This window comes from Nocardia sp. BMG111209 (assembly GCF_000381925.1).
Lineage (GTDB): Bacteria > Actinomycetota > Actinomycetes > Mycobacteriales > Mycobacteriaceae > Nocardia.
This window is the reverse complement of sequence record NZ_KB907309.1, coordinates 673,197-699,645: the sequence shown is the minus strand read 5'-3', so window position 1 is coordinate 699,645 and position 26,449 is coordinate 673,197. Positions and strand designations below refer to the sequence as shown.

Here is a 26,449-nt window from a genome sequence, read left to right as displayed (position 1 = left end):
TCGATGCGACGCGCGCGACGCGCATCACGACACGCGGAAACGGATGGCGACTGTGCCGTCACGGTTGAACAGTGTCGCCGTCATCCGACGACTGGCCGCCTGGTTCCTCGGGTGGGTTCGCACCCGCGCGGAGCTCGGCGAGGACGGCGGTCAGCAGGGCCGCGGCGCCCTCCTTGTCCAGCGGATGGTTGCCGTTGCCGCACTTCGGCGACTGCACGCAGGACGGGCAGCCGCTCGGGCAGCCGCAGGACTCGATGGCCTCGAGTGTCGCGGTCAGCCAGGTGCGGAGCTCGGCGAAGCCGCGTTCGGCGAAGCCGGCGCCACCCGCGTGGCCGTCGTAGACGAAGACGGTGGGCAGGCCGGTGTCGGGGTGTTCCGCGGTCGACACGCCGCCGATATCCCAGCGGTCGCAGCTCGCGACCAGCGGCAGCATGCCGATCGCGGCATGTTCGGCCGCGTGCAGGGCGCCGGGCAGCCGGCGGGCGTCGAGCCCGGCGCGGGCCAGCAGGCTCGGCGTGACCGTGTACAGCACGGCGCGGGTGGGCAGCCGCTGTTCCGGCAGCTCGAGTTCCACGAGGTCCAGCACCTCGCCGGTGGACAGGGTACGGAGGTAGGCGACCACCTGACGGGACACGTGCACCCGCGCCAGCGCGGCGGTGACCTCGCCGAATCGGTGTTCGGTGGTCACGTCGACGATTCCGATGGATGTCACCGTGCGCGGGCTGGTGGTCCAGCCGGGCTGGTCGGCGTGCACGAAGGCGACGCCCGCCTCCAGGTCCAGGTCATCGACCACATAGGTCTCGCCCTGGTGCAGGTGGACCGCGCCGGGGTGCAGGGTGGCGGGGGCGCGGCCCGCGTCGGCGGTGCCGAGCAGGCGCCCGGTCTCCTCGTCGACGATGGCGATCTGGGTGCCGATACCGCCGCGCACATCGACGGCATCGTGCGGTTGTTCGGTGGTGGTCGCGTACCACCGGGCCGGTCCGCGGCCGCCGGTCCGGCGCCGGATCAGCCCCTCGGCGGCCAGGTCCGCGGCCAGTTCGGTGGCGCCGAGTTCGGCGACCTCGAGATCGGTCAGCGGCTGCTCCAGCGCCGCGCAGACCAGGTGCGGACCCAGTACGTACGGATTGCGGGGGTCGGTGATCGTGGCTTCCACGGGCCGGCCGAGCAGGGCCTGGGGATGGTGGATCAGATAGGTGTCCAGCGGGTCGTCGCGGGCCACCAGCACCACCAGCGAGCCCTGGGTACGCCGGCCCGCGCGCCCGGCCTGCTGCCAGAACGAGGCCACCGTCCCGGGGAAGCCCGCGATGACCACCGCGTCCAGCCCGGCGATGTCCACACCCAGCTCCAGCGCGGTGGTGGTGGCGACGCCGAGCAGAGTGCCGTCATTGAGGGCCGACTCCAGTTCGCGCCGGTCGTCGGCGAGGTATCCGGCCCGGTAAGCGGCCACCCGGTCGCGCAGTTCCGGGTCGATCTCGCCGAGCAGGCGGCGGGTGTCGATCGCGACCGTCTCGGCGGCCCGGCGGGACCGGACGAAGGTCAGGGTGCGCGCACCCTCGGCCACCAGGTCGGTCATGATCCGGGCCGCCTCCGAGGCGGCCGGTCGCCGCACCGGGGCGCCGTTCTCGCCGCTGATCACGGGCAGCAGAGGCGGTTCCCACAACGCGACCGTGCGCGCCCCGGTGGGGGAGCCGTCCTCGGTCACCGCGATACACCGCGCGCCGATCAATTCACTCGCCGCGGCCGCGGGTTCGGCCGTGGTGGCCGAGCACAACACGAAGACCGGGTCGGCGCCGTAATGCGCGGCCAGCCGCCGTAACCGGCGCAGCACCAATGCGACGTTCGATCCGAATACACCTCGGTAGGCGTGACATTCGTCGACCACGACATAGCGCAGCCGGCGCAGTACCCGCGCCCAGCGCTGATGCGATCGCAGAATGCCCAGATGCAACATGTCGGGATTGGTGAAGATCCACCGGGCATTCGCGCGCACCCATTGCCGCACTTCGGCGGGTGTGTCGCCGTCGTAGGAGGCGGGCCGGACGTCGCGTAGCGGGCCGTCGAGGACGAGTTCGGAGACGGCGCGCAATTGATCGGCGCCGAGGGCTTTGGTCGGCGCCAGATACAGGGCTGTGGCCTGCGGATCCCGATACAGATCGGTCAGAACCGGCAGCTGATATCCCAGTGATTTGCCGGAGGCGGTGCCGGAACTGACCACCACGTGCCGGCCGGTAACGGCGAGCTCGGCGGTGCGGGCCTGGTGTGACCAAGGTGTGACCACCCCGTTCGCCCGGAATGCCGCGATCACCTCCGGGGCCGCCCACTCCGGCCAGTCCGTGACCTGCGCGGATCGTGCCGGAAGCTCGGCGAGATGGGTGAGTCGTTCCTCGCCGTCCGGTACGGCGGCCAGGACACGGTTCAGCAACGCGCGGCCGTATCCGGGCGCCGTTTCCGGCGTGGTGTCGTGTGTCGTGCGCGTCGGGTTCATTCGACCGTGATCGCGACACGCTGAAGAACTGTGAACCATGTGTGTGGTGTGTGCCCTACCTGCCATTTCACTACAGAGTAGCGATCTGTATCACACCCCCATTGCCTGACGCCAACCCGGTTATCGCGAAGCAAACCTACCTCAAGTACGGATTTGAGCATTCGAGCCCTCACCTGCGCATTCGCAAGATCATCTTTTTTGCAAATTGTCGGTAACTCGACTGTTGAATTGCTCGGAGACATGGTTCACTGGTTCCTGGTCGCAAGCTTCTGTGTTCGAGGGAACGGATCCAAAGTCCAACACCATCAGCAGGATCGATGTTGCGAACGGTGTGCTTGATGCTTCCTGCAGGGGGAACAGAGTACAGCGGTCGGAACGGGCCCGGTGGACGAACCTAACTAGTCTGCCGTTCCGGTATGGAAAGAGAAGGAACAGAATGGCACAGGGAACTGTGAAGTGGTTCAATGCGGAGAAGGGTTTCGGCTTCATCGCGCCCGAGGACGGCTCCGCTGACGTCTTCGTTCACTACTCCGAGATCCAGGGGACGGGCTTCCGCACCCTCGAGGAGAACCAGAAGGTCGAGTTCGAGGTCGGCCAGGGCACCAAGGGCCCGCAGGCCACCGGAGTTCGCGCGCTCAGCTGAGCGGTAACCCAACAGGTCCGAAGGCTACGTCCCTCACCGCCCACCGCGGTGGGGGACGAGCCGTTTCCGGGCCCAGTACACTCGACCGCGAACGGGGCATCGCCCGGCGCCGGGCCACCGGCGCGGCGATCTGCGCACCCGCTGCATCGGGGGCGCAGTGCTGAAACACGGTATAAACGTCTCTGGCGGGGATAGGTTCCTCCGCCGCTTGCCCCAGCCGCGCGCTGCGCTCCTGTGTCGCGCGGGTCGACAGGAAAGGTGTGTTCGCCGGTGGCAACACGAGACCGCAACGCCTCAGCAGGGCCCGACCAGGGTCGTCACGTGCGTCGTCTCGTGATCGTGGAGTCACCTACCAAGGCCAAGAAGATCGCTCCGTACCTCGGCCGGGGATACGTCGTCGAGGCGTCCGTCGGGCACATCCGAGACCTCCCGCGCGGCGCGGCCGACGTGCCCGCCAAATACAAGGGGCAGTCCTGGGCGCGCCTGGGTGTCGACGTCGACAACGACTTCGAACCGATCTATGTCGTCAGCCCGGAGAAGAAGAGCAAGGTCACCGAGCTCAAGCGGCTGCTCGAGGACGCCGACGAGCTCTACCTCGCCACCGACCCCGACCGTGAGGGCGAGGCCATCGCCTGGCACCTGCTGGAGACCCTGAAGCCCAAGGTCCCGGTGCGGCGCATGGTGTTCCACGAGATCACCGAGCCGGCCATCCGGGCCGCCGCGGCCGATACTCGTGAGCTGGACAACGATCTGGTCGATGCGCAGGAGACCCGGCGCATCCTGGACCGGCTGTACGGCTACGAGGTCAGCCCGGTGCTGTGGAAGAAGGTCATGCCGCGACTGTCGGCGGGCCGCGTGCAGTCGGTGGCGACCCGCATCATCGTGCAGCGCGAGCGCGAGCGGATGGCGTTCCGTTCGGCCGAATATTGGGACATCGCAGCCAAATTCGATACCGGCGGCACTTCGGCCGATGTCGCGAACCCGCGCACGTTCGGCGCCCGGCTGGTCACCGTCGACGGGTCCAGGGTCGCGGGCGGCCGCGATTTCGGCTCCGACGGGAAGCTGAAGTCCAGCGGCGTGACCGTGCTCGACGAGACGCATGCCCGGCGGCTCGCGGAGGCGCTGGCGGGTGCGGACTTCCAGGTCTCCTCGGTGGAGTCCAAGCCGTACACCCGCAAGCCCTATGCGCCGTTCATGACGTCCACGCTGCAACAGGAGGCCGCGCGCAAGCTGCGCTTCACCTCCGAGCGGACCATGCGGGTCGCGCAGCGGTTGTACGAGAACGGCTACATCACCTATATGCGTACCGACTCGACCACGCTGTCCGAGTCGGCGATCGCGGCCGCCCGCGCGCAGGCCACCCAGCTGTACGGGCCGGATTACGTGCATCCGACGCCGCGGCAGTACAACCGCAAGGTCAAGAACGCGCAGGAGGCACACGAGGCCATCCGGCCCGCCGGCGACACCTTCGCCACGCCGGGACAGCTGCACGCGCGGCTGGACCAGGACGAATTCCGGCTGTACGAGCTGATCTGGCAGCGCACGGTCGCCTCGCAGATGGCCGACGCCCGGGGCACCACCCTCACCGTGCGGATCACCGGCCTCGCCGGTACCGGCGAGGAATGTGTCTTCTCGGCCTCCGGCCGCACCATCACGTTCCCGGGCTTCCTCAAGGCGTACGTCGAGAGCGTCGACGAGGATTCCGGCAGTCAGTCCGACGACGCCGAATCGCGGCTGCCCACGCTCGCCGAGGGACAGGGCGTCACCGCCGCCGAGCTCAACCCGGACGGGCACACGACCAACCCGCCCCCGCGCTACAACGAGGCCTCGCTGATCAAGGCGCTGGAAGAGCTGGGCATCGGCCGTCCGTCGACGTACGCGTCGATCATCAAGACCATCCTCGACCGCGGTTACGTGTACAAGCGCGGCAGCGCGCTGGTGCCGTCGTGGGTCGCGTTCGCCGTGGTCGGACTGCTCGAGGAGTATTTCGGCCGATTGGTCGACTTCGACTTCACCGCGGCCATGGAGGACGACCTGGACGCCATCGCCGCCGGCCGGGAGCGACGCGGAAACTGGTTGTCCAGTTTCTACTTCGGCGGCGACAACGGTGTCGAGGGCTCGGTGGCCCGCTCGGGCGGCCTGAAGAAGATGGTGGGCCAGCAGCTCGACGACATCGATGCGCGCGAGGTCAACTCCATCAAGCTGTTCCTGGACGATCAGGACCGCGACGTGGTCGTGCGGGTCGGCCGCTACGGGCCGTACCTGGAGCGCATGGTCACCGACCCGGACGATCCGGACGGCACACCGGTCTCGCAGCGCGCGAATCTGCCCGACGACCTGCCGCCGGACGAGCTGACACCCGAGGTCGCGGAGAAGCTGTTCTCGACTCCGCAGGAGGGGCGGTCGCTCGGCGTCGATCCGGCCACCGGGCACGAGATCGTCGCCAAGGAAGGCCGATTCGGGCCCTACGTCACGGAGATCCTGCCGGAACCCGCGGCCGATCTGGACGCGAAGACCAACGGCAAGAAGAAGGCCGACGCGAAGGCGCCCAAGCCGCGGACCGGCTCGCTGTTCAAGTCCATGGACCTGGCCACCATCGGCCTCGACGATGCCCTGAAACTGCTGTCGCTGCCTCGTGTCGTCGGCACCGATCCGACCTCGAACGAGGAGATCACCGCGCAGAACGGCCGCTACGGGCCGTATCTGAAGAAGGGCGCCGACTCCCGGTCGCTGACCGGTGAGGATCAGATCTTCACCGTCACGCTGGAAGAGGCGTTGCAGATCTACTCCGAGCCCAAGCGGCGTGGCCGGCAGGCGGCCAGCGCGGCCGCGTTGCGTGAGCTGGGCGCCGATTCCGCGACCGGTAAGCCGATGGTGATCAAGGACGGCCGTTTCGGCCCGTACGTCACCGACGGTGAGACCAATGCCAGCCTGCGCAAGGGCGACGAGGTCGAGTCCATCACCGACGCGCGTGCCTCGGAACTGCTGGCCGAACGCCGTGCCAAGGCGCCGGTGAAGCGCACGGCGAAGAAGACCGCCAAGAAGGCGGCGACCAAGACGGCCGCGAAGAAGACCGCGGCCAAGACGGCGGCGAAGAAGACCACCGCCGCGAAGGCGACGGCGGCCAAGGCGACGACCACCGCGACGAAGACGACGGCACGCAAGACCGCCGCCAAGAAGACCACCGCGAAGGCCACCACCGGCGAGAAGTAATCCGGCGCCACGCTCGTTCACTGGCGGAAATCGGCCGTAGTCCGATTTCTGTCGGTGGCCTGCCGTACCGTGACCAGCCATCGAAGCCCGCTCGAGCGGAAGGACCCGCGATGGCCGTCGACACCGAACGCGAAGATCTGATCGGCATGCTGGCGAGCCAGCGCGATCTGTTCCGCATCACCCTGCGCGGAATCGATGACGAGCAAGCGCGCCAGCGCACCACCGTGAGCGAGCTGACCCTCGGGGGGCTGCTCAATCACATGGTCAATATCGAGCGGCACTGGTACACGGTCATCGTGGAACGGGACGAGACCGCGACATTCGATGTCTCCCGGATGGATTCGGAATACCGCCTCGGCCCCGGCCAGTCCGTCGCGGATCTGCTCGCCACCTGGGAAGAAGCGGCCCTGGAGACCGAGAAACTGATCCGCGACCTCGACAGCCTGGACACGTCCATTCCGCTGCCGACCGCGCCGTGGTCACCCGAAAGGCAATGGTGGACAGTGCGTTTCGCGCTGCTCCATATCCTCCGCGAGATCGCCCACCATTCCGGCCACGCGGACATCATCCGCGAGGCGCTGGACGGCGCCAACACCACATATCAACGAGCCTCGTAGCGGCGGAAATCGGCGTCGTCGCGCTCGAAACGAGCTGGGATCGGCGGCTTTTCGACGCGTGATCGTTCGGCGTTCGAACAGCCACGGCCGCAACATGGTTCACGGAACGGTGGGCTGGTTTGCGAAGTTTGCGAGTATTCCGGATGTGATCCTCGTCGCGGTGGCGGTGGGTCGTGGTGGCGCCGGGGCGGACGGTGAAAGTTCGCTGTCGGTGCCGGCCGTTAGGGTGTACGTCGTGGCGGGAGTCTTCGATCGGCTGGTCGGCCAGGATGCGGTCGAGTCCGAACTGACCGCTGCCGCGGTCGCCGCGCGCAGCGGGGGGTCGTCGTCGGCCATGACCCATTCCTGGTTGTTCACCGGCCCACCCGGTTCGGGCCGGTCCGTCGCCGCCCTGTGTTTCGCCGCCGCCCTCCAGTGCACCGACGCGGGCGTCCCCGGCTGCGGGCGCTGCCATGCCTGTACCACCACCATGGCGGGTACCCACGGTGATGTCCGCCGGGTCATCCCCGAGGGCTTGTCCATCGGCACCAAGGAGATGCGCGAGATCGTGCAGGTCGCCGCCCGGCGGCCCAGTACCGGTCGCTGGCAGGTGGTGCTGGTCGAGGATGCCGACCGCCTCACCGAGGCCGCCGGCAACGTGCTGCTGAAGGTCGTCGAGGAGCCACCGGCGCGCACGGTGTTCCTGCTCTGCGCCCCCTCGGTCGATCCCGAGGACATCTCGGTGACCCTGCGCTCGCGCTGCCGGCACATTCCGCTGGTCACCCCTTCCGTCCCGGCGATCGCTCAGGTTTTGCGCGACCGCGACGGTCTCGACGATGAGACCGCCACCTGGGCGGCCTCGGTCAGCGGCGGTCACGTCGGCCGGGCCCGCCGGCTCGCCACCGATGCGGAAGCCCGTACCCGCCGCACCCGCGCCCTGGCCCTGGTCGCCGCCACCGCTCGCCCCGGCGCCGCGTATGCCGCCGCCGACGAACTGGTCAAATCCGCGGATGAGGAGGCCAAACAGGTCAGCGCCACCCGCGACGAACGCGAGCGCGAGGAACTGGCCACCGCTCTCGGCGCCGGCGGCACCGGTAAGGGCACCGCGTCTGCCACTCGTGGATCGGCCGGCGCGTTGAAGGATCTGGAACGTCGCCAGAAGTCCCGGGCCACCCGCACCGGCCGCGACGCACTCGACCGCGCGCTCATCGACGTCGCCGGCCTCTACCGGGATGCCCTCGCCGTCCGCCTGCGCGCTACCACCCCCGCCGCCGGCGGTGTCACCCTCACCCATCCGGACCTCCCGGACCAGATCCGCGATCTGGCGTCCGAGGTCCGCCCCGAAGGTCTGCTGCGCTCGATCGAAGCAGTCCTCGCCTGCCGTCAGGCCCTGGACCAGAACGTGAAACCCCGGTTCGCGGTCGCGGCCATGGTCGCCACCATGATCGCCGCACGGGGCGCCTGACCGGCCCGGACACAGTGGAGTTGGACCAGCCGGTTCTCGTGATCCGGCCGGGAGGCGCGACGTCTCGGTCCGGTCGGGACGTGTGCGGCCTTGGTCTGGTCGGGAGGCGTGCCGTCTCGGTCTGGTCGGGACGTGTGCCGCCTCGGTCTGGTTGGGACGCGGCGGCCTCGGTCTGGTTGGGACGCGGCGGCCTCGGTCCGGCCGGGAGGCGTGCGGGCTCGGTCTGGTTGGTACGCGTGCCGCCTCGACCCGGCCGGTGCGGATCGGTTGCCGGGTCGCTGTCCTTGCTCAGAGATACGGACAGCGGAGCCGGATGTCATTCGCCGCGTCGAATTGCGCTCGGCACCTGCGATATTTCCGGTAGCTTCAGGTCCAGCGGGATCCGGCCGGCCATGAGATGGGGCTCCACTGCCTCGGCGGGCATCGGCTGTGCGATCAGAAAGCCTTGTGCCCGAAAGCATCCCAGCCCGACCAGGGTGCGTGCGGCGGCGGTCGTCTCCACACCCTCGCCGACGACCTGGAGCCCCAATGAATGGGCAAGTCCCACAATGAATTCGACGAACGGCAAGTCGTCCGGGTCGGCGCCCAGCCGCTGCACGAAGCTGCGGTCGATCTTCACGACATCCACCGGGAGCGCCTTCAGCTGGGACAGCGAACTGTATCCCGTACCGAAGTCGTCGATGGCGATCTGTACGCCCAGCTCCTTCAGCCCGTTCAGCGTGGCGCAGGTGCGATCCAGATCCTGCACGACCACGTGCTCGGTGATCTCCAGGCAGATCGAGCTGCCCTCGATGCCGTGCCTGCGCAGCACATCCTCGATGTTCTCCACGAAGTCGAGCGCGACCAACTGCACCGGCGAGACGTTGATCCGCAGCACCACATTCGACGCCAGCCCACACCGTCGCCACTGCGCCAACTGGGCGCAGGCAGTGCGGATCACCCATCGCCCGAGTTCACCGGCCAGATTGGTGGCCTCGGCGACCTGCAGGAACGCGCCCGGCGGCAGCAGCCCGCGCGTCGGGTGCTGCCAGCGCACCAGCGCCTCCAGCGCACGGATCGTGCCGGTGCGCAGATCCACCTCGGGCTGGTAATGCAGCACCAGCGAGCCGTCGGCGACCGCGCGGCGCAGATCGTCCGGCTCGAAATCCGGACGCACCACGTCGTTCGAGACCACGACTCGGCTGCCGCGGCGTGACTTCGCCGCCAGCAGCGCGTGATCCGTCCGGTGCGGCCCGTCCGTGAACGTGTTGTCGCTCGAAGCACTCACGGCCACACCGATATTCGCGCCGTAGCCGACCGGCTTTCCGCGTGCGGCAACCCGCTCTCTGATCACCCGCTGCTCCTCCTGGACACCCGCGCTCCACAGTCGCAGCGCCACGGCGGCGGCAGGTTCACCCGCGAGCACCCTCGCGAGACCGGCGGCCATGCTGTGACTGGGCATCCGCGGCCCGGTCAAAGCCTTGTAGACCGCCTGATGTGAGTAGTCGAGCAGCCGGCCCAACTGCGGGGTCGACATGTCGCCGTTCTCGATGACCAGGCGCTGCATGTACGCGAAGAAACTGTGCCGGGCGCCCAGAGGGACGCTGGGTGGCTTGAGCGGCTTCTTGGCCATCGTGGCAATCTCCCGTGCTCGAACGCTGGGCACCTGCGGGTTTCAACCTCATTGACTCCGGATTTGCCCTGCTCTTCTCCTGTCGAGCCGAAGTACTTGATCCCGAGCGATCAAGACTGAGACTCTGCTTCTGGCGCCAACTTTAGGCGTCAAGTATGTTTCTGGTCAATAAACAAACCTGAGGTATGTTTTGGAAGGGTGGATGTATGAACGGAAAGCGGTGGGTCGACCTCATCGCCTTCGCTCTGGTGCTGGTGGCAGTGGTTCTGCTGGTCGTGTACGGGCACGCGCAGGGCGCCGCGCTGATCGCCGCGAGCCAGTTCGTCGCAGCCGGCTATCTGCTCTGGGGCAGGCGGCGATGATCCCGGGATCGCCACCGGCCCGAGGGGTCCGGGCCGCGCGTGCCGACCTGGACCGCGGTGACGAGGAGCACCGATTTTCGTGATCCGGCCACGAGACGATAGACTTCCACCGCCGGAAGGCACGCCGCCTTAGCTCAGTCGGTAGAGCGCTTCACTCGTAATGAAAAGGTCGGGGGTTCGATTCCCCCAGGCGGCTCCACTTTTCCCCTCTCACCGGATGGCGGCCGATAGGCAACATCGGGCACTGCCGAACGGGCCTGTTCATGCAGGCTGCGGCGTCATGCAGCATCCGGTCGGCGACCTTCGGGTATGGCGTGGTGTTGTCGGCGGGGCGCGATAACGGTCGGCTCTTCCGGTGGATCGAGCGAGAGCGGTGCCGGTGATCGACCGGCCGAAATGGCTTGTGCCCCACCATGAGTGGGGCACAAGTGTTCGGGGTGTGGGTCGGTCACGACCGGACGTCGGGGAAGCTCACTCCGCGTTGGGCGTGCCAGCCGCCCTCGGGGGCGTCGTCGTGGTCGGTGGAGCGGCTGAGGTCGGCCCATCGGGTGTCGATGTCGACGCGGTTCTGCCAGGCGTCGCGGCCGATCTCGTAGGCGTCGCTGCCGGCGAGGATGCGCAGCGGGGGTTCGTCCAGGGCGGCGACGGTGAGTACCAGTTGGGCGACCTTGCGGGGGTCGCTGGTCGCGGTGTGCTCGAAATCGGCCATCGCGGCGACCGAGGCGCCGAGGGTGGGCCGGTAGGGCTCGCTGATCTCGGGGATGGTCATCGATGAGCCGGCCCAGTCGGTGCGCATGCCGCCGGGTTCCACGACGGTGATCTTGATGCCGAGCGCGCCCACCTCGGCGGCGAGGGCCTCGCTGAAGCCGCCGACTGCCCACTTCGCGGACTGGTAGGCGGTCATGCCGGGGCCGCCGACGCGACCGCCGACCGAGGAGATCTGGATGATCCTTCCGCCGCCCTGCTTGCGCAGGATCGGCACCACCGCCTTGGTGACGTAGACGGTGCCGAGGAAATTGGTTTCGATCTGCCGGCGGAAGACCTCCAGTGTGGTGTCCTCCAGTGCGACGCGGTCGCCCTGACCGGCATTGTTGACCACGACATCCAGGCGGCCGAAGGCGGCGACGCCGTTGGCGACAGCTGTTTCGGCGGCGGCCGGGTCGGTGACGTCCAGCGCCTCGACGTGGATGCGGTCGCCGTACTTCTCGGCGAGGTCGTCGAGCGAGCGCGGGTTGCGGGCGGTGGCGACCACGCGGTGACCGGCGTCCAGCGCCTGCTCGACGATCTGACGGCCGAGCCCGCGCGAAGAACCGGTGACGAAGAATACCGAGCTCACGGTGGTGAGTCCTCTCTGACGGGTAACGCAATGTGCTTGCGTTATAGACGATAGGCCGATCCCACGGTTAAGTCAATGGCCTTGCGTTATCGTGTGGGGGTGGGTTCGACGAGGCAACGCGCCCGATCGGTGCAGGACAAGGAACTGCGGAAAACCGCGCTGCTGGCGGCCGCGCGGGAGCTGGCGGTGGAGCAGGGGGTGCGCGAGGTCACGCTGACCGCGGTGACCGCGCGGGTCGGGCTGCATCCCTCCGCCTTGCGGCGGTATTTCGAATCGCGGGAGGAGCTGCTGCTCGAACTCGCGCAGGACGGGTGGGCGGACTGGCGGGACGGGCTGCTGGCCGAGCTCGGTGCGGCGCGTGGCCTGGAGGCCGACCGGATCGCCGTCCTCGTCGCCGAGTCGATGGTGCGGTTGCCGCTGTTCTGCGATCTGCTCACCCACGTCGCCCTGAGTCTGGAGGGTGCGGTGCGGATCGAGCGGGCGCGGCAGTACAAGTTCGCCGCCGGCAGCGCCTACGACGCGATGGTCGCGGCCGTGGTCGCGGCGTCCGCCGACCTCGACAAGGTCGCGGCGCAGCTCGTGCTGACGGGTGCGATGACCATCGGGGCGTACCTGTACCAGCTGTCCCAGCCGACCGAGACGCTGCGCCGGCTGTACGAGGAGCAACCGCGGTGGGCGCACAGCGCATTGCGTTTCCGCGAGCAGCTCACGACGCTGCTCACGGCCGTCGCCGTGGGTGCGCGGCCGAGTGTGCGGCGGACCACCGGCGAGCCGCTACCGGACGTGGTCGTCGAGGAGTGAGTGCGGCTCCCGGTTGCCGTGGGAATGCCGTTGCGGTGGTGTCGGATTCGATCGCCCGGTCGGCGGGGCACAGCTTGCCCCTCTACTCTGGTGCCATGCGCAGGTCGTTGCCTCCGGTCGCATCTCGGGTGTCGGACACGCTCATCGCACGTGGGCATCACGGGGTGATCATCACGCAAACCGAGCCCACGCATTCCGCTGAACAGGCGGCGCGGGCGCTCGGGGTGGACGTCGGCGCGATCACGGAGTCGATGGTGTACCTGCTCGACGACGAACCGGTGTTGCTGCTGGTTTCCGGGGCGCACGGGGTGGATCTGGCCCGGACCGGGGACCGGCTGGAAGGGACGCTGACGCCCGCCCCGGCGGCGACCGCCCGGGAGGTGACCGGGCAGCCGATCGGCGGTATCGCGCCGGTGGGCCATCCCACGAATCTGCCCACCTACGTGGACAATGCGCTGTCGGAATACCGGGAGCTGTGGGCGGCCGGAGGCCATCCGAACACCGTCTTCCGCACCTCGTTCCCGGAGTTGGTGCGGATCACCGCGGGGCTGTCGATCGACGTCGACTAGGCGGTGTGACGCCGGTCATCCGTCCTCCCGGCGAGGGTCGCGATCGCGCGACGTAGTTTGGAACTGTGAGCAGATCTCCCGACGCGGAACTACGGGCGTCCGTGGGCTCGGACGGCATTCCGGCCGAGCAGTACCGGTCGGCCATGCGGCATTATCCGGCCGGTGTGACCATCGTCACGCTCGCGGGTGCGGACGGGCCGGTGGGGTTCACCGCCACCTCGTTCGCCTCGCTGTCGCTCGAGCCGCCGCTGATCTCGTTCAACATCGCGCACACCTCCTCCAGCATCGCGTCGATGCTGGGCGCGGATTCGCTGGTCGTGCACTTCCTCGGCGAGCATCAGCAGGAGCTGGCGCGGCGGTTCTCCCGGGAGGCCGGACAGCGGTTCAGCGAACCCGCGCTGTGGACCACGCTCGACTCCGGCGAGCCGGTGCTGCACGGGACGCCGCTCTGGGTGCGGGCGACCGTGTGGGAACGTTTCGCGATCGGTGACCACACCCTGGTCGTGGGCCTGGTGACCCGGGTGCACGACGAGACCGGCGCCGCGCCCCTGGCCGCGCCGCTGCTGTACTACAACGGCGCCTATCACCGGGCCACCGCCCTGGACTGATCAGGCCGCCGACGCCGCGGTGCCGATGCCCAGCGCCGTCAGCACGCCCGCGCTGATCTGTTCCAGCCGGGCCCGGGTGCGCGGCCGCCGCAGCAGTTCGATCGCGCGGGCGGCCAGCGTCGCCAGCAGTACCATCTCGACGGCGGCGACCGTCGATTCGATCGCGCCGAGCGCCAGCGCGTTCAGGAAGGTGACCGTCGTGAGGAACTGCGGGAGCACCGCCAGATAGAACAATCCGACCTTCGGATTCAGCAGGCACGACAGCAGGCCCGCGCTGAATGCGGACGGCACGGTCGCCGTGCTGGCCCGGGTGTCCGCCGGCTCGCCGTCCGCGCGGGCCCGGCGATGTTCGATCAGCGTCCGAATTCCGAGATATATCAAGTAGATTCCGCCGACCACCTTCACCGCGCGGTAGGCGGTCGCAGATTGCTCGAGCAGGGCCGCCACCCCGGCCGCGACCACGGTTGCCCAGACGATGCCACCGACCGCGGAACCGAGCGCCGCCGCGATCCCGTGCCGGCGCCCGGCGATCGAGAAGCGCAGGACCAGGAAGGTGTCCGGGCCGGGGGTGATGGCCAGCAGTACGCACAGTCCGGTGAATCCGAGCAGCAGGGAGACGGTCACCGTTCGATATAAGCGCAGGTCGGATCGGGATGGCAAGGCGATTACGGCGAGTCCCCCCGGACATGCGCGGCGACACGTCCGAATCTTGACAAGGGTTCGGGCCAGTGCCTATCTTCAGCTCAGGTCATGAGTGCCAGCGTCAAGCCCCGGCTTGCTGGCCGGCAACCCTCCTCCGCGGCGGGGTGCTCCGGGTGACGACCGGGCCGCAGCCCGACCGGGCTCGGCAAGCGCGGACTCCGACTTTTTTCCTCGTCGTTTCCGGAGTCCCCGAACCGAAGGGATTGCGTGATGACCGCTGTTCTCGACCCGACCTGTGCCGCCCAGGTATCCGGCGCCGACCTGCAGGTTCCGCTGGTGTCCGGTGGCACCGTGCGCTACGCGAATTTCGACTACGCCGCCAGCGCCCCGGCCCTGGCACAGGTCACCGACCGGGTGTCGGAGTTGCTGCCCTACTACGCGAGCGTGCATCGCGGGGCCGGATACGCCTCGCGGATCTCCACCGACTGCTACGAGGCCGCCCGGACCTCGGTGTCCCGGTTCCTGGGCTGTACCGACGACCAGGTCGTGGTGTTCACCCGCAACACCACGGACTCGCTGAACCTGCTGGCCGCCTGCGTACCCGGCGATACCGTGGTGCTCGACATCGAACATCACGCCAACTTCCTGCCGTGGCTGCGGCACGGGCGGCGGGTGGTCCGGGCCGCCGACACCGTGGCCGAGACGATCCGCCGGGTGGTCGCGGAGCTGTGTACCAAACCCGCTGCGCTGCTTGCCATCACGGGTGCGTCGAACGTCACCGGTGAGGTGCTGCCGCTGGAACGGCTCGCGACCGTCGCGCACGAGTGCGGGGCCCGAATCCTGGTGGATGCCGCGCAATTGGCGCCGCATCGGCGAATCGACCTGCGGCACAGCGGAATCGACTACCTCGCCTTTTCCGGGCACAAGCTGTACGCGCCGTTCGGCGCGGGAGTGCTGGTGGGCCGCCGGGATTGGCTGGATGCCGCCGAGCCGTACCTGGCCGGCGGCGGGGCGGTCCGAGAGGTCCGCACGACCGGTGTCGACTGGGCGCCCGCGCCGCAGCGGCACGAGGCCGGATCGCCGAATGTCCTCGGCGTGGCGGCCCTGGCCGCGGCCTGTGATGCGCTCACCGAACTGCAGGAGCGGGCCACCGAACACGAGCGGCGGCTGGCGATCCGGCTGCGCGAGGGGCTGGGCGGTATCGCGGGGGTGCGCTTCCTGCGCATCTGGTCGGACAGCGCCGACAGCGTCGGCATCGTGACCTTCACCCTCGACGGTGTCGAACCGGGCCGGGTGGCGGCGTATCTGTCCGCCGAACACGGGATCGGGGTGCGCGACGGCCGATTCTGCGCGCATCCGCTGCTCGCCCGGCTCGGCGTCGACGGCGCGATCCGGGCCAGTATCGGCCTGGGCACCACCGCGGCCGATGTGGATCGTCTGGTCGACGCGATCGATGTGCTGGTGCGGCGGGGGCCGTCGTGGGAGTACACGTGCGCGGACGGCCACTGGAATCCCCAGCCGGAGACCCGGCCACGGCTGACCGCTCAGGACGCCGGCGGTGCGGCGCCGTGTTCCTTCTGAACGGTCAGAACACCAGATAGCGTTCGGCGAGCTGCTCCACCAGCGGGTCGTCGTCGGCGACCGACTCCAGTGCGTCGAGGTCGGTCGCCACGGCGACCAGACGGGGATCGTCCAGGTCCGGATCGTAGGGCCCGTCCTCCCGGAGCTGTCGCATCAACTTCTCGCGCACCCGGTTCTTCAGGGAATCGATCATGCCGTCAGCATGCCCAGTACCGGGCGGATGTCACGGTCACCACGCCGTCGGCCGGGTCACACCGGCGCCAGCCAGCTGCCCCACGGCGTGTTGCGCAGCACACTGAACACCGCCAGCAGCGCCAGCGACACCGCGAGGGTGATCGGACCGGCGTGGAACGGGAACGGCCGGCGCCGGCCGTTCCATCGGTTCACCACCAGGTGCACCCACCACACCACGAACGCCACCGTCAGCGGGAGCAGCAGGATATTGCTGTGGATCGCGTCGAGTACGTGACCCTCGCTGAGGTTGTGCATCGCGCGCAGCCCGCCGCACCCCGGGCACCAATACCCGGTCAGCGCGTAGAACGGGCAGTAGCCGTAGGAGCCGGAGACGTGCGGATCGCGGAAGTGCAGGACCGCGACGGCGGCGGCGAGCCCGCCGGCGATGAGGGCCGGCTGCCCCAGAGTGACCCAGCCGGTGCGGGTTTCGGCCGGCGGTGCGGCTGCGGTGTCCACAGTCGTCCACGGTAGCGAGGGCAGGCCGGGTCTCGCCAGGTGGTTCCGATCCCGCGATCCGGCACCGACCCTTGACAGACTAGAACTTGTTCTAAAGACTGCTCTGTGACGGTCGTCACGCCGCTCCGGTGGGGTGGGTGAGTTCGTCGGTACGCCAAGGCTTTTCGAGCACAGCTCGGGCGCGCACGGTCGGTCGGAGGAGGAACCCCGCAATGATTCTGGACAACTTCCGTGTGGACGGCCGGGTCGCCGTCGTCACCGGCGCCGGGCGCGGGATCGGCGCCGCGGCCGCGCTGGGCCTGGCCGAGGCCGGGGCCGATGTGCTGATCGCCGCGCGCACGGCCGAACAGCTCGAGGAGGTCGCGGGCAAGATCCGCGCGCTGGGCCGCCGGGTGGTGACCGTAGCCGCCGATCTCTCCGATCTGGACGCGGTCGCGGGGCTGGCGGAGACCGCGGCCGCCGAACTCGGGCGGATCGATATCGTCGTCAACAACGTCGGCGGGACCGCACCCAACACTTTCCTGACCACGACGCCGGGATATCTGGAGCGGGCGTTCCACTTCAACGTCGCCACCGCGCACGCGCTGACCCGCGCGGCGGTGCCGCACATGCTGACCGGGGGCGGCGGATCGGTGGTCAACATCTCCTCGATGATGGGCCGCACGCCGGGCCGGGGCTATCTCGCCTACGGCACCGCCAAGGCCGCGCTGGCGCACTGGACGCGGCTGGCCGCCACCGATCTGGCCCCGCGGATCCGGGTGAACGCGATCGCGGTCGGCTCGGTGCTCACCTCCGCGCTGGACGTGGTCGCCTCGCAACCGGCGATCAAGGAGACGATGGAGACCGCCACGCCGCTGCACCGGCTGGGCGAGCCGTGGGAGATCGCGGCGGGCATCGTGTATCTGTCGTCACCGGCCGGTGGCTACATCACGGGTAAGGTGCTCGAGATCGACGGCGGCATCGAACAACCCAACCTGGACCTCGGTCTTCCCGATCTGTGACAGGAGTTTTCGGATGTCCGCACCGACCTACCGCGTAGTGCAATGGAGTACCGGCAATGTCGGCCGCCGGTCGCTGCGATCCATCATCGCGCGGCCGGAGCTGGAACTCGTCGGGGTCTGGGTGTCCTCCGACGCCAAGGCCGGTCTCGATGCCGGTGAGCTGGCGGGCCTGGATCGCGAGATCGGCGTCGCCGCCACCACCGACGCGCAGGCCCTGCTCGATCTGAAGCCCGATTGCATCGTGCACACCGCGATGGCCGACGACCGGCTGGCCGAGGCGGTGGAGGATCTGAAGACCTTCCTGCGCGCGGGTATCAACGTGGTGTCGTCGAGCCCGGTCTTCCTGCAGTTCCCGTACGGGACCGTGCCGCCCGAACTGATCGATCCGGTGCTCGAGGCGGCCGAGGCCGGCGGGGCGTCGTTGTGGGTGAACGGCATCGATCCGGGCTGGGCCAACGACTGGCTGCCACTGCTGCTGTCCAGCGGCAGCGAGCGCATCGACACCATCGTGTGCTCGGAGATCCTGGACTACTCCACCTACGACAATCCGAAGGTGCTGTTCGACATCATGGGCTTCGGCCGGCCGATGGGTGCGGGGGACGAACTGCCGCTGCTGTTGCAGCCGGGCGTGCTGACGCTGGCCTGGGGCAGTGTGATCCGCCAGCTGGCCGCCGCGCTGGATGTGGAACTCGACGAGGTGACCCAGGACTTCCAGCGCCTGCCCGCGCCGGAGCCGATCGGGATCGGCGCGCACACCGTCGAATCCGGCACCGCGGCCGCGCTGCGCTTCCGGGTCAGCGGCGTGCGGGGCGCGCGCGAGGTGCTGGTGCTCGAACATGTCACCCGGTTGCATCCCGATCTGGCGCCGGACTGGCCGCAGCCCGCCGGGCACGGCGGCTATCGCGTGGAGATCCTGGGCGATCCCGACTACGTGCTGGACCTGCAACTGTCCAGCAACGGTGACCACGCCCTCGGCGGCGTGGTCGGCACGGCCGCCCGCCTCGTGAGCGCGGTGCCCGCGGTCGTGCAGGCGCGGCCCGGACTGCTCACCGCCGTCGATCTGCCGCTGACCACGGGGCGTGGACTGGTGCGCTGAGAACCGGGTGCCGAAAACCTGGTTCAGTACTCGGGATAACCCTCTTCGGGACCGAGCATCCGGGTCAGCCGAATTCGGGTGACGCGGACCAGATCCTCGAAGGTGGGTTCGGAAACACCCTCGCGGGCAACCGAATCGGCGATTCGATCGAGATCGGCCCGGGACAGAGCGGGCAATTCGACCTCGGCGGCGTCGAGTAGTCGCCGATAGTCGGGATAGGGCCGGCCGCCGGCCAGCTTCTCGGCCCACAGCACGCTGCAGCAGCATTCGTACAGGGCGTACACGGCACGCGTGTGGGGTAATTGGTTGAAACGATCCAGGCCGATGCCCTTGTGCATCAACATGAACAACCTCCGAAGGCCCGGTGGTGGCGGTGGAGTGGAAGCGACGCGCCAGTTACATCATCCGTCGCCGACGGTCCGGCACACCCCAACCGGGCCGCAAGTTTTCACAAGTTTTACACACCCGCTGTGAGCCGAAACCGGCCCGCTAAGCTGGGCAAATGACTGAATGGAAGGCTTTCACAGTCGAGAGCAAGGATCTGGTGGCCCGGGTCACGCTGACCGGTCCCGGCAAGGGCAACGCGATGGGCCCGGACTTCTGGCGCGAACTGCCCCTGATCTTCGGGGAACTCGACGCCGATCCGGAGGTGCGCGCGGTCGTGCTCACCGGCTCGGGCCGGCATTTCTCCTACGGTCTGGACCTGGCCGCGATGGGCGGCATGTTCGCCCCGCTGATCGGCGAGCGCGGATTGGCCGCACCCCGCACCGTATTCCTCCACGAGGTGCGGCGGATGCAGGCCTCGATCACGGCCGTCGCCGACTGCCGCAAGCCGGTCATCGCGGCCGTCTCGGGCTGGTGCATCGGCGGCGGGCTCGATCTGATCTCGGCGGCCGACATTCGGCTGGCCGCCGCCGACGCGAAATTCAGCCTCCGTGAGGCCAAGGTCGCCATCGTCGCCGATGTCGGCTCGCTGCAACGACTTCCGGGCATCATCGGCGAGGGGCACCTGCGCGAGCTGGCCTTCACCGGCAAGGACATCGACGCCGTCCGCGCCGAGAAGATCGGTCTGATCAACGACATATATCCCGATCAGGACGCGACGCTGGCCGCGGCACAGACCCTCGCCGAGGAGATCGCCGCCAATCCGCCGCTGGTGGTGCAGGGCGTGAAGGATGTGCTCGACCAGCCCCGGACCCGGCAGATCAGCGAGGGCCTGCGCTACGTATCGGCGTGGAACGCGGCCTTCCTGCCCTCGGAGGATCTCACCGAGGCGGTCGCGGCGGTGTTCGAGAAGCGGCCGCCGAACTTCCGCGGGCAGTGAACGTCGCGGGCCGCTCCACGCGGCGGCCCGCGCCTACCGGTCCGCCGCGATGATCCCGGCGGACCGGCGGGATCATCGCGGCGGAATCAGTGGCCGCCCTGCTCCTTCAGCCGGGCCACGGCCTCGTCTACCAGCACCTCGGCCTTGGCGCGGTCGCCCCAGCCGTCGACCTTGACCCACTTGCCGGGCTCGAGGTCCTTGTAGTGCTCGAAGAAGTGCTCGATGGCCTTCCGGTCGAATTCGCCGATATCCGAGGTGTCCTGGATGTGGTCCCAGCGCTTGTCGCCTGCGGGTACCGCGACGATCTTCTCGTCGCCGCCCGCTTCGTCGCTCATGAGCAGCACGCCGACCGGGCGGGCCTCGACGATGACACCCGGGAACACCGACTCGGGCAGCAGCACCAGGCAGTCCAGCGGGTCGCCGTCGGACCCGAGGGTGTTCTCGATGTAGCCGTAGTCGGCCGGGTAGACCATCGGGGTGTAGAGGTAACGGTCCAGCCGCACCCGCCCGGTCTCGTGATCGACCTCGTACTTGTTGCGCTGACCCTTGGGGATCTCGATGGTGACGTCGAACTCCACGTCATCTCCTTCGTCTGGTGCTTGTCATCAGCGTTGGGTTCGGCGCTCGCGCCGACGAGCATTCGGCGCTCGCGCCGGTGACCGCGAGGCTGCCGACTCGCCTGCTCGATCGGCGGAACGTCGGCGTGGTGAGGATAGTGTGGTCGCTGGGCCGGTGGGTGCGGCAGGGCACCGGCACAGCGCGCGCTGTTACGGGCGAGTAGGGAGACGGCGGTCACGTGGTAGGTCGGAGCAGGAAGAACATCGGCAATCTGGCTGCTCGCCGGCGCCGGACGATCTGGATCGCGGTATCCGCCGGTGTGCTCGTCGTCGTGATCGCCATCGGCGCGGTGCTCGTGATTCTGAAGCCGTGGACCGAGGAGTTCCGTCACGGCGGGTTGACGGTATCAGCTCCGCCGGCGCCGGTGAAACCGTTCCCCCAGGTGACGGCCGCGCCACCGGCGGCGACCTCGCCGAGCGTCCAGGGTCTGTCGGCGGCGCTGGCGAAGGTGGCCGGCGCCCCGGACCTCGGCGCGTTCAGCGCCTCGGTGACCGATGCCGACACCCGGACCGTGCTGTGGAGTACCGATCCGGACAAGCCGATGGTGCCCGCGTCCACCGCGAAGGTGCTGACCACGGCGGCCGCGCTGCTGATGCTGCCGCCCGACCACCGGCTCACCACCAAGGTCGTGACCGGCGCCGATCCCACCGAACTGGTACTGGTCGGCGGCGGCGACCCGACGCTGACCGCTCAGGCCGACGGTAAGGGCTACTACCCGAACGGGCCGCGGCTGGCCGATCTGGTGAGCCAGATCCGCGCCGCCGGCCGCAAATTCGACACGGTCGCGGTCGACGTCTCCGCGTATCCGGGGCCGACCGCGCCGGCCGGTTGGGATCCGGCCGATATCGCCGGCGGTTCCTGGGCGCCGATCGAGCCGGTGATGATCGACGGCGGCCGGCTGGATCCGCTCGTGGAGTACTCGCCGCGCTCGGCGACCCCGGCACTGGACGCCGGTCGGCGGCTGGCGGCCGACCTCGGCCTGGATCCGGTCAGGGTGCGAGTGGACAAGGCGCCGGCGCAGGCGACCGAGATCGCGCACGTGCAGTCCGCATCCCTGCGGGATCGGTTGCGGGACATGATGGTCCATTCCGACGACGTCCTCGCCGAGGCGATCGCCCGCGAGATCGCGGCCGCCGGGGGTGGCGAGGCGTCGTTCGCCGGGGCGGCCACCGCCACCGCCACCGCGCTCGCCGCGGCCGGGTTCGACACCACCGGCCTCACCCTGCTCGACGCGAGCGGCCTGTCCACCGAGGACCGGGTGCCGCCGCGGCTGCTGGACCGGATCCTCGCCGAGGCGGCCGGGCCACAGTCCGGGGTGGCGACCACCGCCGCCTCGAACACCTCCGCACCGTCGTCGCCGTTGGCCCCGCTGCTGGACTACCTGCCGGTGGCCGGGGCGACCGGATCGCTGGCCGATCGGTTCACCACCAAGGACCACGGTGCGGCGGGCTGGGTCCGCGCGAAGACCGGAACTCTGTCGGTATCCAGCGCGTTGGCAGGGTATGTCCTCGACAGTGATGGCCGGGTGCTGACCTTCGCGTTGATGTCGAACGACCGGCCGCCGGAAGCGAGCCGGCCGGCCCTGGATGCCATCGCTGCCACGCTCCGCAACTGCGGATGCTCCTGACGGGTGGGTGAACCATGACCGGACCTGACCACGATGCCCGAGCCGACCGGCCCGCTCCCTCGGAGCAGGTACTGGTCGACGTCGAGTCCGGTGAGTTGATCCGCAGGCCCAGGACGCCGCTGGCCGGCACGGTCGACTGGCAGCTGGCCGCGCGCACCGGCGCCGCGCTGGTACCGGCCGGGCCGCGGGTCACGCGATTCTCCGCGGAACAGGTGGTCGACGAGCTCGCCGCCGCCTCGGTGCGCGCCGAGGGCCCGGTGCGCGAGGTGTCCGGCCTGATCGACGATCGCCCGGTGCCGGCGGCCCGGATCGTGGACCGGCCCGGCTGGATCGATGCGGCCGCCGCCTCCATGGCACAGCTCACCGGCGAGGCCGGGCACCCGGCCGAGCACGAGTCGATCCGGAGCCGGTTGGCGGGTAAGCCGGCGGGCGTCCAGGTGGGCGCGATGCTGGCCTTCCTGTCCACGGCGATCCTCGGCCAGTACGACCCGTTCACCGGCGAGGACGGCATGCTGCTGCTGGTCGCGCCCAACATCGTGGCGGTGGAGCGCGTGCTCGGCGTGCACCCCGGCGATTTCCGGCTGTGGGTCTGCCTGCACGAGGTGACCCATCGGGTGCAGTTCTCCTCGGCGCCCTGGCTCGGCGAATACATGCGGCAGAACGTGTCCGTCCTCGGCGATGTCGGCGACGAATCGTTCGACGAGATGCTGTCGCGGCTGATGAGCGCCGTCCGCGAGCGGCGGCAGCGTACCGACGCGCTGCCGGCCGGCGATCCGGCCGATCGCGGCGTGCTCGGGCTGTTGCGCGCCACCCAGGCGCCCGCCCAGCGCGAGGCCCTGGACCGGCTGCTGATGCTCGGCACTCTGCTGGAGGGCCACGCCGACCACGTGATGGATGCCGTCGGCCCGGCCGTGGTGCCGTCGGTCACGCAGATCCGCCGGGCCTTCGACGAACGCCGCCGCCGCCCGGTGAATCCGGTGCAGCGGCTGTTGCGCGCCCTGCTCGGCGTGGACGCGAAGGTGGCGCAGTACGTGCGCGGCAAGGCGTTCGTCGACGAGGTCGTCGGCAAGGTGGGGATGGCGCGGTTCAACACCGTGTGGACCGATTCCGAGACCCTGCCGCGGCCCGACGAGATCCCCGAACCGGGGCGCTGGATCGCCCGCGTACTCGGCTGACGTGCCGGCCCGACTGCCGGAGACCGCGGCGGCGCTGCAACTGCGGCATGCGGTGCGGGACTGGCTGTCCCGCTACGCGCCGACCGGCGTGGTCGCGGTCGGGCTGTCCGGCGGCGCGGATTCCCTGGCGCTGACCGCCGCCGCGGTGGTCGAGGCGGAGGTGGTCGACGCCCTGATCGTCGACCACGGCCTGCAATCCGGTTCCGGCGCGGTGGCGGCGGAGGCGGCGGCCGCCGCACTGGCGCTGGGCTGCCGCACCGCCCGCGTACTGACCGTGACCGTGACCGGTGGCGGCGGGCTCGAGGCCGCGGCCCGGCGGGCGCGCTACGCCGCCCTGGACGACGCCCGCGACGGGCTGCCGGTGCTGCTCGGCCACACCCTCGACGATCAGGCCGAGACCGTGCTGCTCGGCCTCGCGCGCGGCTCGGGTCCGCGCTCGGTGCAGGGGATGGCGCCCTATGCCGCGCCTTGGGGCCGGCCGCTGCTCGGTGTGCGGCGCGATATCACCCGGCAGTTGTGCGCCGATCTGGGGTTGCGGCCGCACGAGGATCCGCACAACAGTTCCCCCGAATTCACCCGGGTGCGGCTGCGCACCGAGGTGCTGCCGCTGCTGGAGGAGGTGCTCGGCGGCGGCGTGGCCGCGGCGCTGGCCCGCACCGCCGAACAGCTGCGCGCCGACGGTGTGGTCCTCGACGAACTTGCCGGAAAGTTGCTTGTGGCCGCCGGTGATGGTGCGACACTGAAGATCGAGACACTCGCCACTGCCCCGGTGGCCGTCCGGCGCCGGGCGGTGCGGGCCTGGCTGCTCGACGGTGGTGCGAAAGCGTTGACGGACAAGCATTTACGGGCGGTCGACGCACTGGTCACGGATTGGCACGGGCAGGGCGGCGTCGCGATCGGCGGAGGTGCGGACGGGACGAGGTTGGTTGCCGCGCGCGAACATGGCAGGCTGACCTTGATGGCGCTCACCGGGGGCCGACATCACTGAAGGGAAACCAGCGCACGTGTACGGGGACGACATCGCGTCGGTGCTCATCACCGAGGAGCAGATCAAGGCGAAGGTCGACGAGCTGGCCGAACTGATCGCGAAGCGATATGCGGCCGACGCACCCGAGGGCGATCTCCTGCTGGTGGGCGTCCTCAAGGGCGCGATCTTCTTCATGACCGATCTGGCCCAGGCGCTGCCGATCCCCACGCAGCTGGAGTTCATGGCGGTGTCGTCGTACGGCTCCTCCACCTCGTCCTCCGGCGTCGTGCGGATCCTCAAGGACCTGGACAAGGACATCGCCGGCCGCAACGTGCTGATCGTCGAGGACATCATCGACTCCGGGCTCACGCTGTCCTGGCTCAAGCGCAATCTGTCCACCCGCAACCCGGCCTCGCTCGAGGTGGTGACGCTGCTCCGCAAGCCGGATGCGCTGCGCACCCAGGTGGAGGTCGCGCACGTCGGCTTCGACATCCCGAACGAATTCGTGGTCGGCTACGGCCTGGACTACGCGGAGCGTTATCGGGATCTGCCGTACATCGGCACCCTCGACCCCAAGGTCTACTCGGTCTGATCGGCCGCACGCGGCCGGTCCCACCGACCACACGCGACCGGTCCGATCGGCCGCACGCGGTGGTGGCCGCGCCTTTCCGGATTGCTCGAGTTGCGGCGACCGCCGCGGTGCGTGACCCTGATTCCGATCGTCCGGTCGCGGTGCGTCCGGCCGGTCGGGTGCTGTCGGGGCAGGGGTGGCCCGGTCTCCTGGCTCGTCTCGGTGACCGCGTGTGTCGTGGGCCGACTCGCCGGAAAGTGACGGAAATCACCGTTTAGGGGTCTGGCTCGGGAGCCCGATTCGGGCCTTTGTTGCTGGGTGGCGATCCGGGCCGGTCGCGTCGTGCCGCATCGGCGGGGTGGATCGTTTCCGGGGTCGTTTCACCTGGTCGGATGACCGGTCGGTGGGGGATGGGTTGGCGCGGGGAGAGTTTCCCAGAAGTTTGCCGAGGTGGCTGTGCGTCCGGTTTGTCTGGGCCATATGCTGTCAGTAACAAACCTGACGGCTGTTTCAGCGCCTAATCACTCAGTGAAGGGTCTGATATGGCTGGATTTTCCTTACCGATTCTGATAGCAAGGGGCTATGGACCCGCATTTGCGCGACTTGCGGTATTTCGTCGCGGTCGCTGAGGAACTTCACTTCACCAATGCCGCCCAACGGCTGCACATCGCGCAGCCGACGCTGTCGCGACAGATTCGCCAGCTCGAACGGCAACTCGACGTCGTCCTGTTCGACCGGAACCAGCGCAGTGTCGCGCTGACCGTCGCCGGGAAGGAACTGCTCGAGGGCGCCCGCAAGATCCTGGAACTGTGGGAGGTCACGAATGTGGCCCTGCAGGAGGCCGGGGAGGTGCTGCGGGTCGGCATCCAGAGTTCCATCGGCCGGGGCCTGATCGCCGATCTGGAGAGCGCCAGCGGTCATCGGCTGGCGTTGCACTCGGCGTCCTGGACCGATCCGTCCAGCGGATTGTCCGGCCGCCAGGCCGATCTCGCGCTGATGTGGCTGCCCGTGCCCGATACCAGCCGGTACCGCTGGCAGGTGCTGCGGTCGGAGACGCGCTGGGTCCTGTTACCGGAGAACCACGCCCTCGCCGACCGTGAGGTCATCGAGTTCGCGGACCTGGCCGGGGAACCGTTCGTCGCCATGCCGCCGGAAGCCGGTACCGGCCGCGACTTCTGGCTCGGCAACGACGGCCGCAACGGCCGCCAGGCGAAGATCGGCGGCGAGGCCGCGACCGCGGAGGAGCGGCTGGAGGCCGTCAGCCTCGGGCTCGGCGTCTGTCTGCTGGCCGAGAGCAATGTGCCGATGTACCGCTGGCCCGGTCTGACCGCCCGCCCGGTCGGCGGCTTGCCGCCGTGCGAGCTGGCCGTGGCGTGGCGGGCCGACGACGATCGGCCGACCATTCTCGACTTCGCCAACCGGGTGCTGTCCGGCGGCTTCGGAACTCCGGCGCAGCCGCAGGACTGA

25 protein-coding genes, 1 tRNA gene and 1 riboswitch are annotated in these 26,449 nt (G+C 69.3%); of the genes, 18 read left to right on the top strand and 8 right to left on the bottom strand.

Annotation, left to right across the window (positions count from 1 at the left end; translation table 11 throughout):
* Positions 1-58: 58 nt before the first annotated feature.
* Complete coding sequence (locus G361_RS0134390) at positions 59-2,485, bottom strand: DEAD/DEAH box helicase (protein ID WP_019931686.1); 2,427 nt, start codon at positions 2,483-2,485, stop codon at positions 59-61.
* Positions 2,486-2,921: 436 nt separating this feature from the next.
* Between G361_RS0134390 and G361_RS0134385 the strand changes: the two genes are divergently transcribed.
* From G361_RS0134385 to G361_RS0134370, 4 genes are all read left to right on the top strand, one after another.
* Positions 2,922-3,128, top strand: coding sequence for a cold-shock protein (locus tag G361_RS0134385; protein WP_019044597.1), 207 nt, complete (start codon positions 2,922-2,924; stop codon positions 3,126-3,128).
* A gap of 333 nt (positions 3,129-3,461) precedes the next feature.
* Entirely contained in the window at positions 3,462-6,341 is a 2,880-nt protein-coding gene (gene topA, locus G361_RS0134380; RefSeq protein ID WP_019931685.1) for a type I DNA topoisomerase, read from the top strand.
* Positions 6,342-6,451: 110 nt separating this feature from the next.
* A complete protein-coding gene (locus G361_RS0134375) occupies positions 6,452-6,958 on the top strand; it encodes a DinB family protein (RefSeq protein WP_019931684.1) in 507 nt (168 codons plus the stop codon).
* Between the two features lie 235 nt (positions 6,959-7,193).
* A complete protein-coding gene (locus G361_RS0134370; RefSeq protein ID WP_026343853.1) occupies positions 7,194-8,402 on the top strand; it encodes a DNA polymerase III subunit delta' in 1,209 nt (402 codons plus the stop codon).
* A 316-nt stretch (positions 8,403-8,718) separates the two neighbouring features.
* Here G361_RS0134370 and G361_RS45855 read toward each other — a convergent pair whose 3' ends face one another.
* Entirely contained in the window at positions 8,719-10,014 is a 1,296-nt protein-coding gene (locus G361_RS45855; protein ID WP_019931682.1) for a bifunctional diguanylate cyclase/phosphodiesterase, read from the bottom strand.
* A 206-nt stretch (positions 10,015-10,220) separates the two neighbouring features.
* On the opposite strand from G361_RS45855, the gene G361_RS49920 reads away from it, so the two are divergent.
* Positions 10,221-10,376, top strand: coding sequence for a hypothetical protein (locus tag G361_RS49920; RefSeq protein ID WP_019931681.1), 156 nt, complete (start codon positions 10,221-10,223; stop codon positions 10,374-10,376).
* A 123-nt stretch (positions 10,377-10,499) separates the two neighbouring features.
* Positions 10,500-10,575: transfer RNA gene (locus G361_RS0134355), tRNA-Thr, on the top strand.
* 249 nt (positions 10,576-10,824) lie between these two features.
* On the opposite strand, the gene G361_RS0134350 is transcribed toward G361_RS0134355, so the two are convergent.
* Positions 10,825-11,712 carry an SDR family NAD(P)-dependent oxidoreductase gene (locus G361_RS0134350; protein WP_019931680.1) on the bottom strand — a complete coding sequence of 296 codons (888 nt, stop codon included), beginning with the start codon at positions 11,710-11,712 and terminating at the stop codon, positions 10,825-10,827.
* Positions 11,713-11,811: 99 nt separating this feature from the next.
* Between G361_RS0134350 and G361_RS0134345 the strand changes: the two genes are divergently transcribed.
* The 3 genes from G361_RS0134345 to G361_RS0134335 all read left to right on the top strand — a co-directional run bounded on the left by G361_RS0134345 (position 11,812) and on the right by G361_RS0134335 (position 13,690).
* Positions 11,812-12,513, top strand: a complete 702-nt coding sequence (locus tag G361_RS0134345) for a TetR family transcriptional regulator (protein WP_155981950.1) — start codon at positions 11,812-11,814, stop codon at positions 12,511-12,513.
* Between the two features lie 95 nt (positions 12,514-12,608).
* Positions 12,609-13,082, top strand: a complete 474-nt coding sequence (locus G361_RS0134340; RefSeq protein WP_026343852.1) for a YbaK/EbsC family protein — start codon at positions 12,609-12,611, stop codon at positions 13,080-13,082.
* A 143-nt stretch (positions 13,083-13,225) separates the two neighbouring features.
* A complete protein-coding gene (locus tag G361_RS0134335; RefSeq protein WP_081635768.1) occupies positions 13,226-13,690 on the top strand; it encodes a flavin reductase family protein in 465 nt (154 codons plus the stop codon).
* Here the strand turns inward: G361_RS0134335 and G361_RS0134330 are convergent, their stop codons facing one another.
* Positions 13,691-14,314: a LysE family translocator gene (locus G361_RS0134330; protein ID WP_019931676.1), complete on the bottom strand. Its 624-nt coding sequence runs from the start codon at positions 14,312-14,314 to the stop codon at positions 13,691-13,693.
* 122 nt (positions 14,315-14,436) lie between these two features.
* A riboswitch (SAM riboswitch) is annotated at positions 14,437-14,550 on the top strand.
* Positions 14,551-14,602: 52 nt separating this feature from the next.
* Between G361_RS0134330 and G361_RS0134325 the strand changes: the two genes are divergently transcribed.
* Complete coding sequence (locus tag G361_RS0134325; protein ID WP_019931675.1) at positions 14,603-15,913, top strand: aminotransferase class V-fold PLP-dependent enzyme; 1,311 nt, start codon at positions 14,603-14,605, stop codon at positions 15,911-15,913.
* Positions 15,914-15,917: 4 nt separating this feature from the next.
* Here the strand turns inward: G361_RS0134325 and G361_RS0134320 are convergent, their stop codons facing one another.
* The gene (locus G361_RS0134320; RefSeq protein WP_019931674.1) at positions 15,918-16,106 is read right to left on the bottom strand and encodes a hypothetical protein; all 189 of its coding nucleotides are present in this window, start codon (positions 16,104-16,106) and stop codon (positions 15,918-15,920) included.
* Between the two features lie 56 nt (positions 16,107-16,162).
* The gene (locus tag G361_RS0134315) at positions 16,163-16,603 is read right to left on the bottom strand and encodes a DUF2752 domain-containing protein (RefSeq protein WP_019931673.1); all 441 of its coding nucleotides are present in this window, start codon (positions 16,601-16,603) and stop codon (positions 16,163-16,165) included.
* Between the two features lie 212 nt (positions 16,604-16,815).
* Here G361_RS0134315 and G361_RS0134310 point away from each other — a divergent pair, with 212 nt between their 5' ends.
* Together G361_RS0134310 and G361_RS0134305 are read left to right on the top strand one after the other, a co-directional pair.
* Positions 16,816-17,604: an SDR family oxidoreductase gene (locus G361_RS0134310; RefSeq protein ID WP_019931672.1), complete on the top strand. Its 789-nt coding sequence runs from the start codon at positions 16,816-16,818 to the stop codon at positions 17,602-17,604.
* A 13-nt stretch (positions 17,605-17,617) separates the two neighbouring features.
* Positions 17,618-18,700 carry a diacylglycerol kinase gene (locus G361_RS0134305; RefSeq protein WP_036496174.1) on the top strand — a complete coding sequence of 361 codons (1,083 nt, stop codon included), beginning with the start codon at positions 17,618-17,620 and terminating at the stop codon, positions 18,698-18,700.
* 23 nt (positions 18,701-18,723) lie between these two features.
* Here the strand turns inward: G361_RS0134305 and G361_RS0134300 are convergent, their stop codons facing one another.
* Positions 18,724-19,044 (bottom strand): 2-oxo-4-hydroxy-4-carboxy-5-ureidoimidazoline decarboxylase, encoded by a 321-nt coding sequence (locus tag G361_RS0134300; protein WP_019931670.1) that lies wholly within the window; start codon positions 19,042-19,044, stop codon positions 18,724-18,726.
* A gap of 158 nt (positions 19,045-19,202) precedes the next feature.
* On the opposite strand from G361_RS0134300, the gene G361_RS0134295 reads away from it, so the two are divergent.
* Positions 19,203-20,024 (top strand): crotonase/enoyl-CoA hydratase family protein, encoded by an 822-nt coding sequence (locus G361_RS0134295; protein WP_019931669.1) that lies wholly within the window; start codon positions 19,203-19,205, stop codon positions 20,022-20,024.
* 86 nt (positions 20,025-20,110) lie between these two features.
* On the opposite strand, the gene ppa is transcribed toward G361_RS0134295, so the two are convergent.
* Positions 20,111-20,602: an inorganic diphosphatase gene (gene ppa / locus G361_RS0134290; RefSeq protein ID WP_019931668.1), complete on the bottom strand. Its 492-nt coding sequence runs from the start codon at positions 20,600-20,602 to the stop codon at positions 20,111-20,113.
* A gap of 218 nt (positions 20,603-20,820) precedes the next feature.
* On the opposite strand from ppa, the gene dacB reads away from it, so the two are divergent.
* The 5 genes from dacB to G361_RS0134260 all read left to right on the top strand — a co-directional run bounded on the left by dacB (position 20,821) and on the right by G361_RS0134260 (position 26,449).
* Complete coding sequence (gene dacB / locus G361_RS0134280; RefSeq protein WP_026343851.1) at positions 20,821-22,269, top strand: D-alanyl-D-alanine carboxypeptidase/D-alanyl-D-alanine-endopeptidase; 1,449 nt, start codon at positions 20,821-20,823, stop codon at positions 22,267-22,269.
* A gap of 14 nt (positions 22,270-22,283) precedes the next feature.
* Entirely contained in the window at positions 22,284-23,444 is a 1,161-nt protein-coding gene (locus tag G361_RS0134275) for a zinc-dependent metalloprotease (RefSeq protein WP_019931665.1), read from the top strand.
* A 1-nt stretch (position 23,445) separates the two neighbouring features.
* Positions 23,446-24,432, top strand: coding sequence for a tRNA lysidine(34) synthetase TilS (tilS, locus tag G361_RS0134270; RefSeq protein WP_019931664.1), 987 nt, complete (start codon positions 23,446-23,448; stop codon positions 24,430-24,432).
* Between the two features lie 16 nt (positions 24,433-24,448).
* A complete protein-coding gene (gene hpt / locus G361_RS0134265; RefSeq protein ID WP_019931663.1) occupies positions 24,449-25,003 on the top strand; it encodes a hypoxanthine phosphoribosyltransferase in 555 nt (184 codons plus the stop codon).
* A gap of 561 nt (positions 25,004-25,564) precedes the next feature.
* Positions 25,565-26,449, top strand: coding sequence for a LysR substrate-binding domain-containing protein (locus G361_RS0134260; protein WP_019931662.1), 885 nt, complete (start codon positions 25,565-25,567; stop codon positions 26,447-26,449).

Excerpts from the sequence above, each read along its gene's own strand:
- G361_RS0134275 (WP_019931665.1), top strand. The coding sequence starts at position 22,284 with ATGACCGGACCTGACCACGATGCCCGAGCCGACCGGCCCGCTCCCTCG.
- G361_RS0134375 (WP_019931684.1), top strand. The coding sequence starts at position 6,452 with ATGGCCGTCGACACCGAACGCGAAGATCTGATCGGCATGCTGGCGAGC.
- G361_RS0134340 (WP_026343852.1), top strand. The coding sequence starts at position 12,609 with ATGCGCAGGTCGTTGCCTCCGGTCGCATCTCGGGTGTCGGACACGCTC.
- G361_RS45855 (WP_019931682.1), bottom strand. The coding sequence starts at position 10,014 with ATGGCCAAGAAGCCGCTCAAGCCACCCAGCGTCCCTCTGGGCGCCCGG.
- G361_RS0134300 (WP_019931670.1), bottom strand. The coding sequence starts at position 19,044 with ATGTTGATGCACAAGGGCATCGGCCTGGATCGTTTCAACCAATTACCC.
- G361_RS49920 (WP_019931681.1), top strand. The coding sequence starts at position 10,221 with ATGAACGGAAAGCGGTGGGTCGACCTCATCGCCTTCGCTCTGGTGCTG.
- G361_RS0134295 (WP_019931669.1), top strand. The coding sequence starts at position 19,203 with ATGACTGAATGGAAGGCTTTCACAGTCGAGAGCAAGGATCTGGTGGCC.
- G361_RS0134320 (WP_019931674.1), bottom strand. The coding sequence starts at position 16,106 with ATGATCGATTCCCTGAAGAACCGGGTGCGCGAGAAGTTGATGCGACAG.
- G361_RS0134305 (WP_036496174.1), top strand. The coding sequence starts at position 17,618 with ATGTCCGCACCGACCTACCGCGTAGTGCAATGGAGTACCGGCAATGTC.
- G361_RS0134385 (WP_019044597.1), top strand. The coding sequence starts at position 2,922 with ATGGCACAGGGAACTGTGAAGTGGTTCAATGCGGAGAAGGGTTTCGGC.
- G361_RS0134260 (WP_019931662.1), top strand. The coding sequence starts at position 25,565 with ATGGACCCGCATTTGCGCGACTTGCGGTATTTCGTCGCGGTCGCTGAG.
- G361_RS0134325 (WP_019931675.1), top strand. The coding sequence starts at position 14,603 with ATGACCGCTGTTCTCGACCCGACCTGTGCCGCCCAGGTATCCGGCGCC.
- G361_RS0134310 (WP_019931672.1), top strand. The coding sequence starts at position 16,816 with ATGATTCTGGACAACTTCCGTGTGGACGGCCGGGTCGCCGTCGTCACC.
- G361_RS0134335 (WP_081635768.1), top strand. The coding sequence starts at position 13,226 with ATGCGGCATTATCCGGCCGGTGTGACCATCGTCACGCTCGCGGGTGCG.
- G361_RS0134390 (WP_019931686.1), bottom strand. The coding sequence starts at position 2,485 with ATGAACCCGACGCGCACGACACACGACACCACGCCGGAAACGGCGCCC.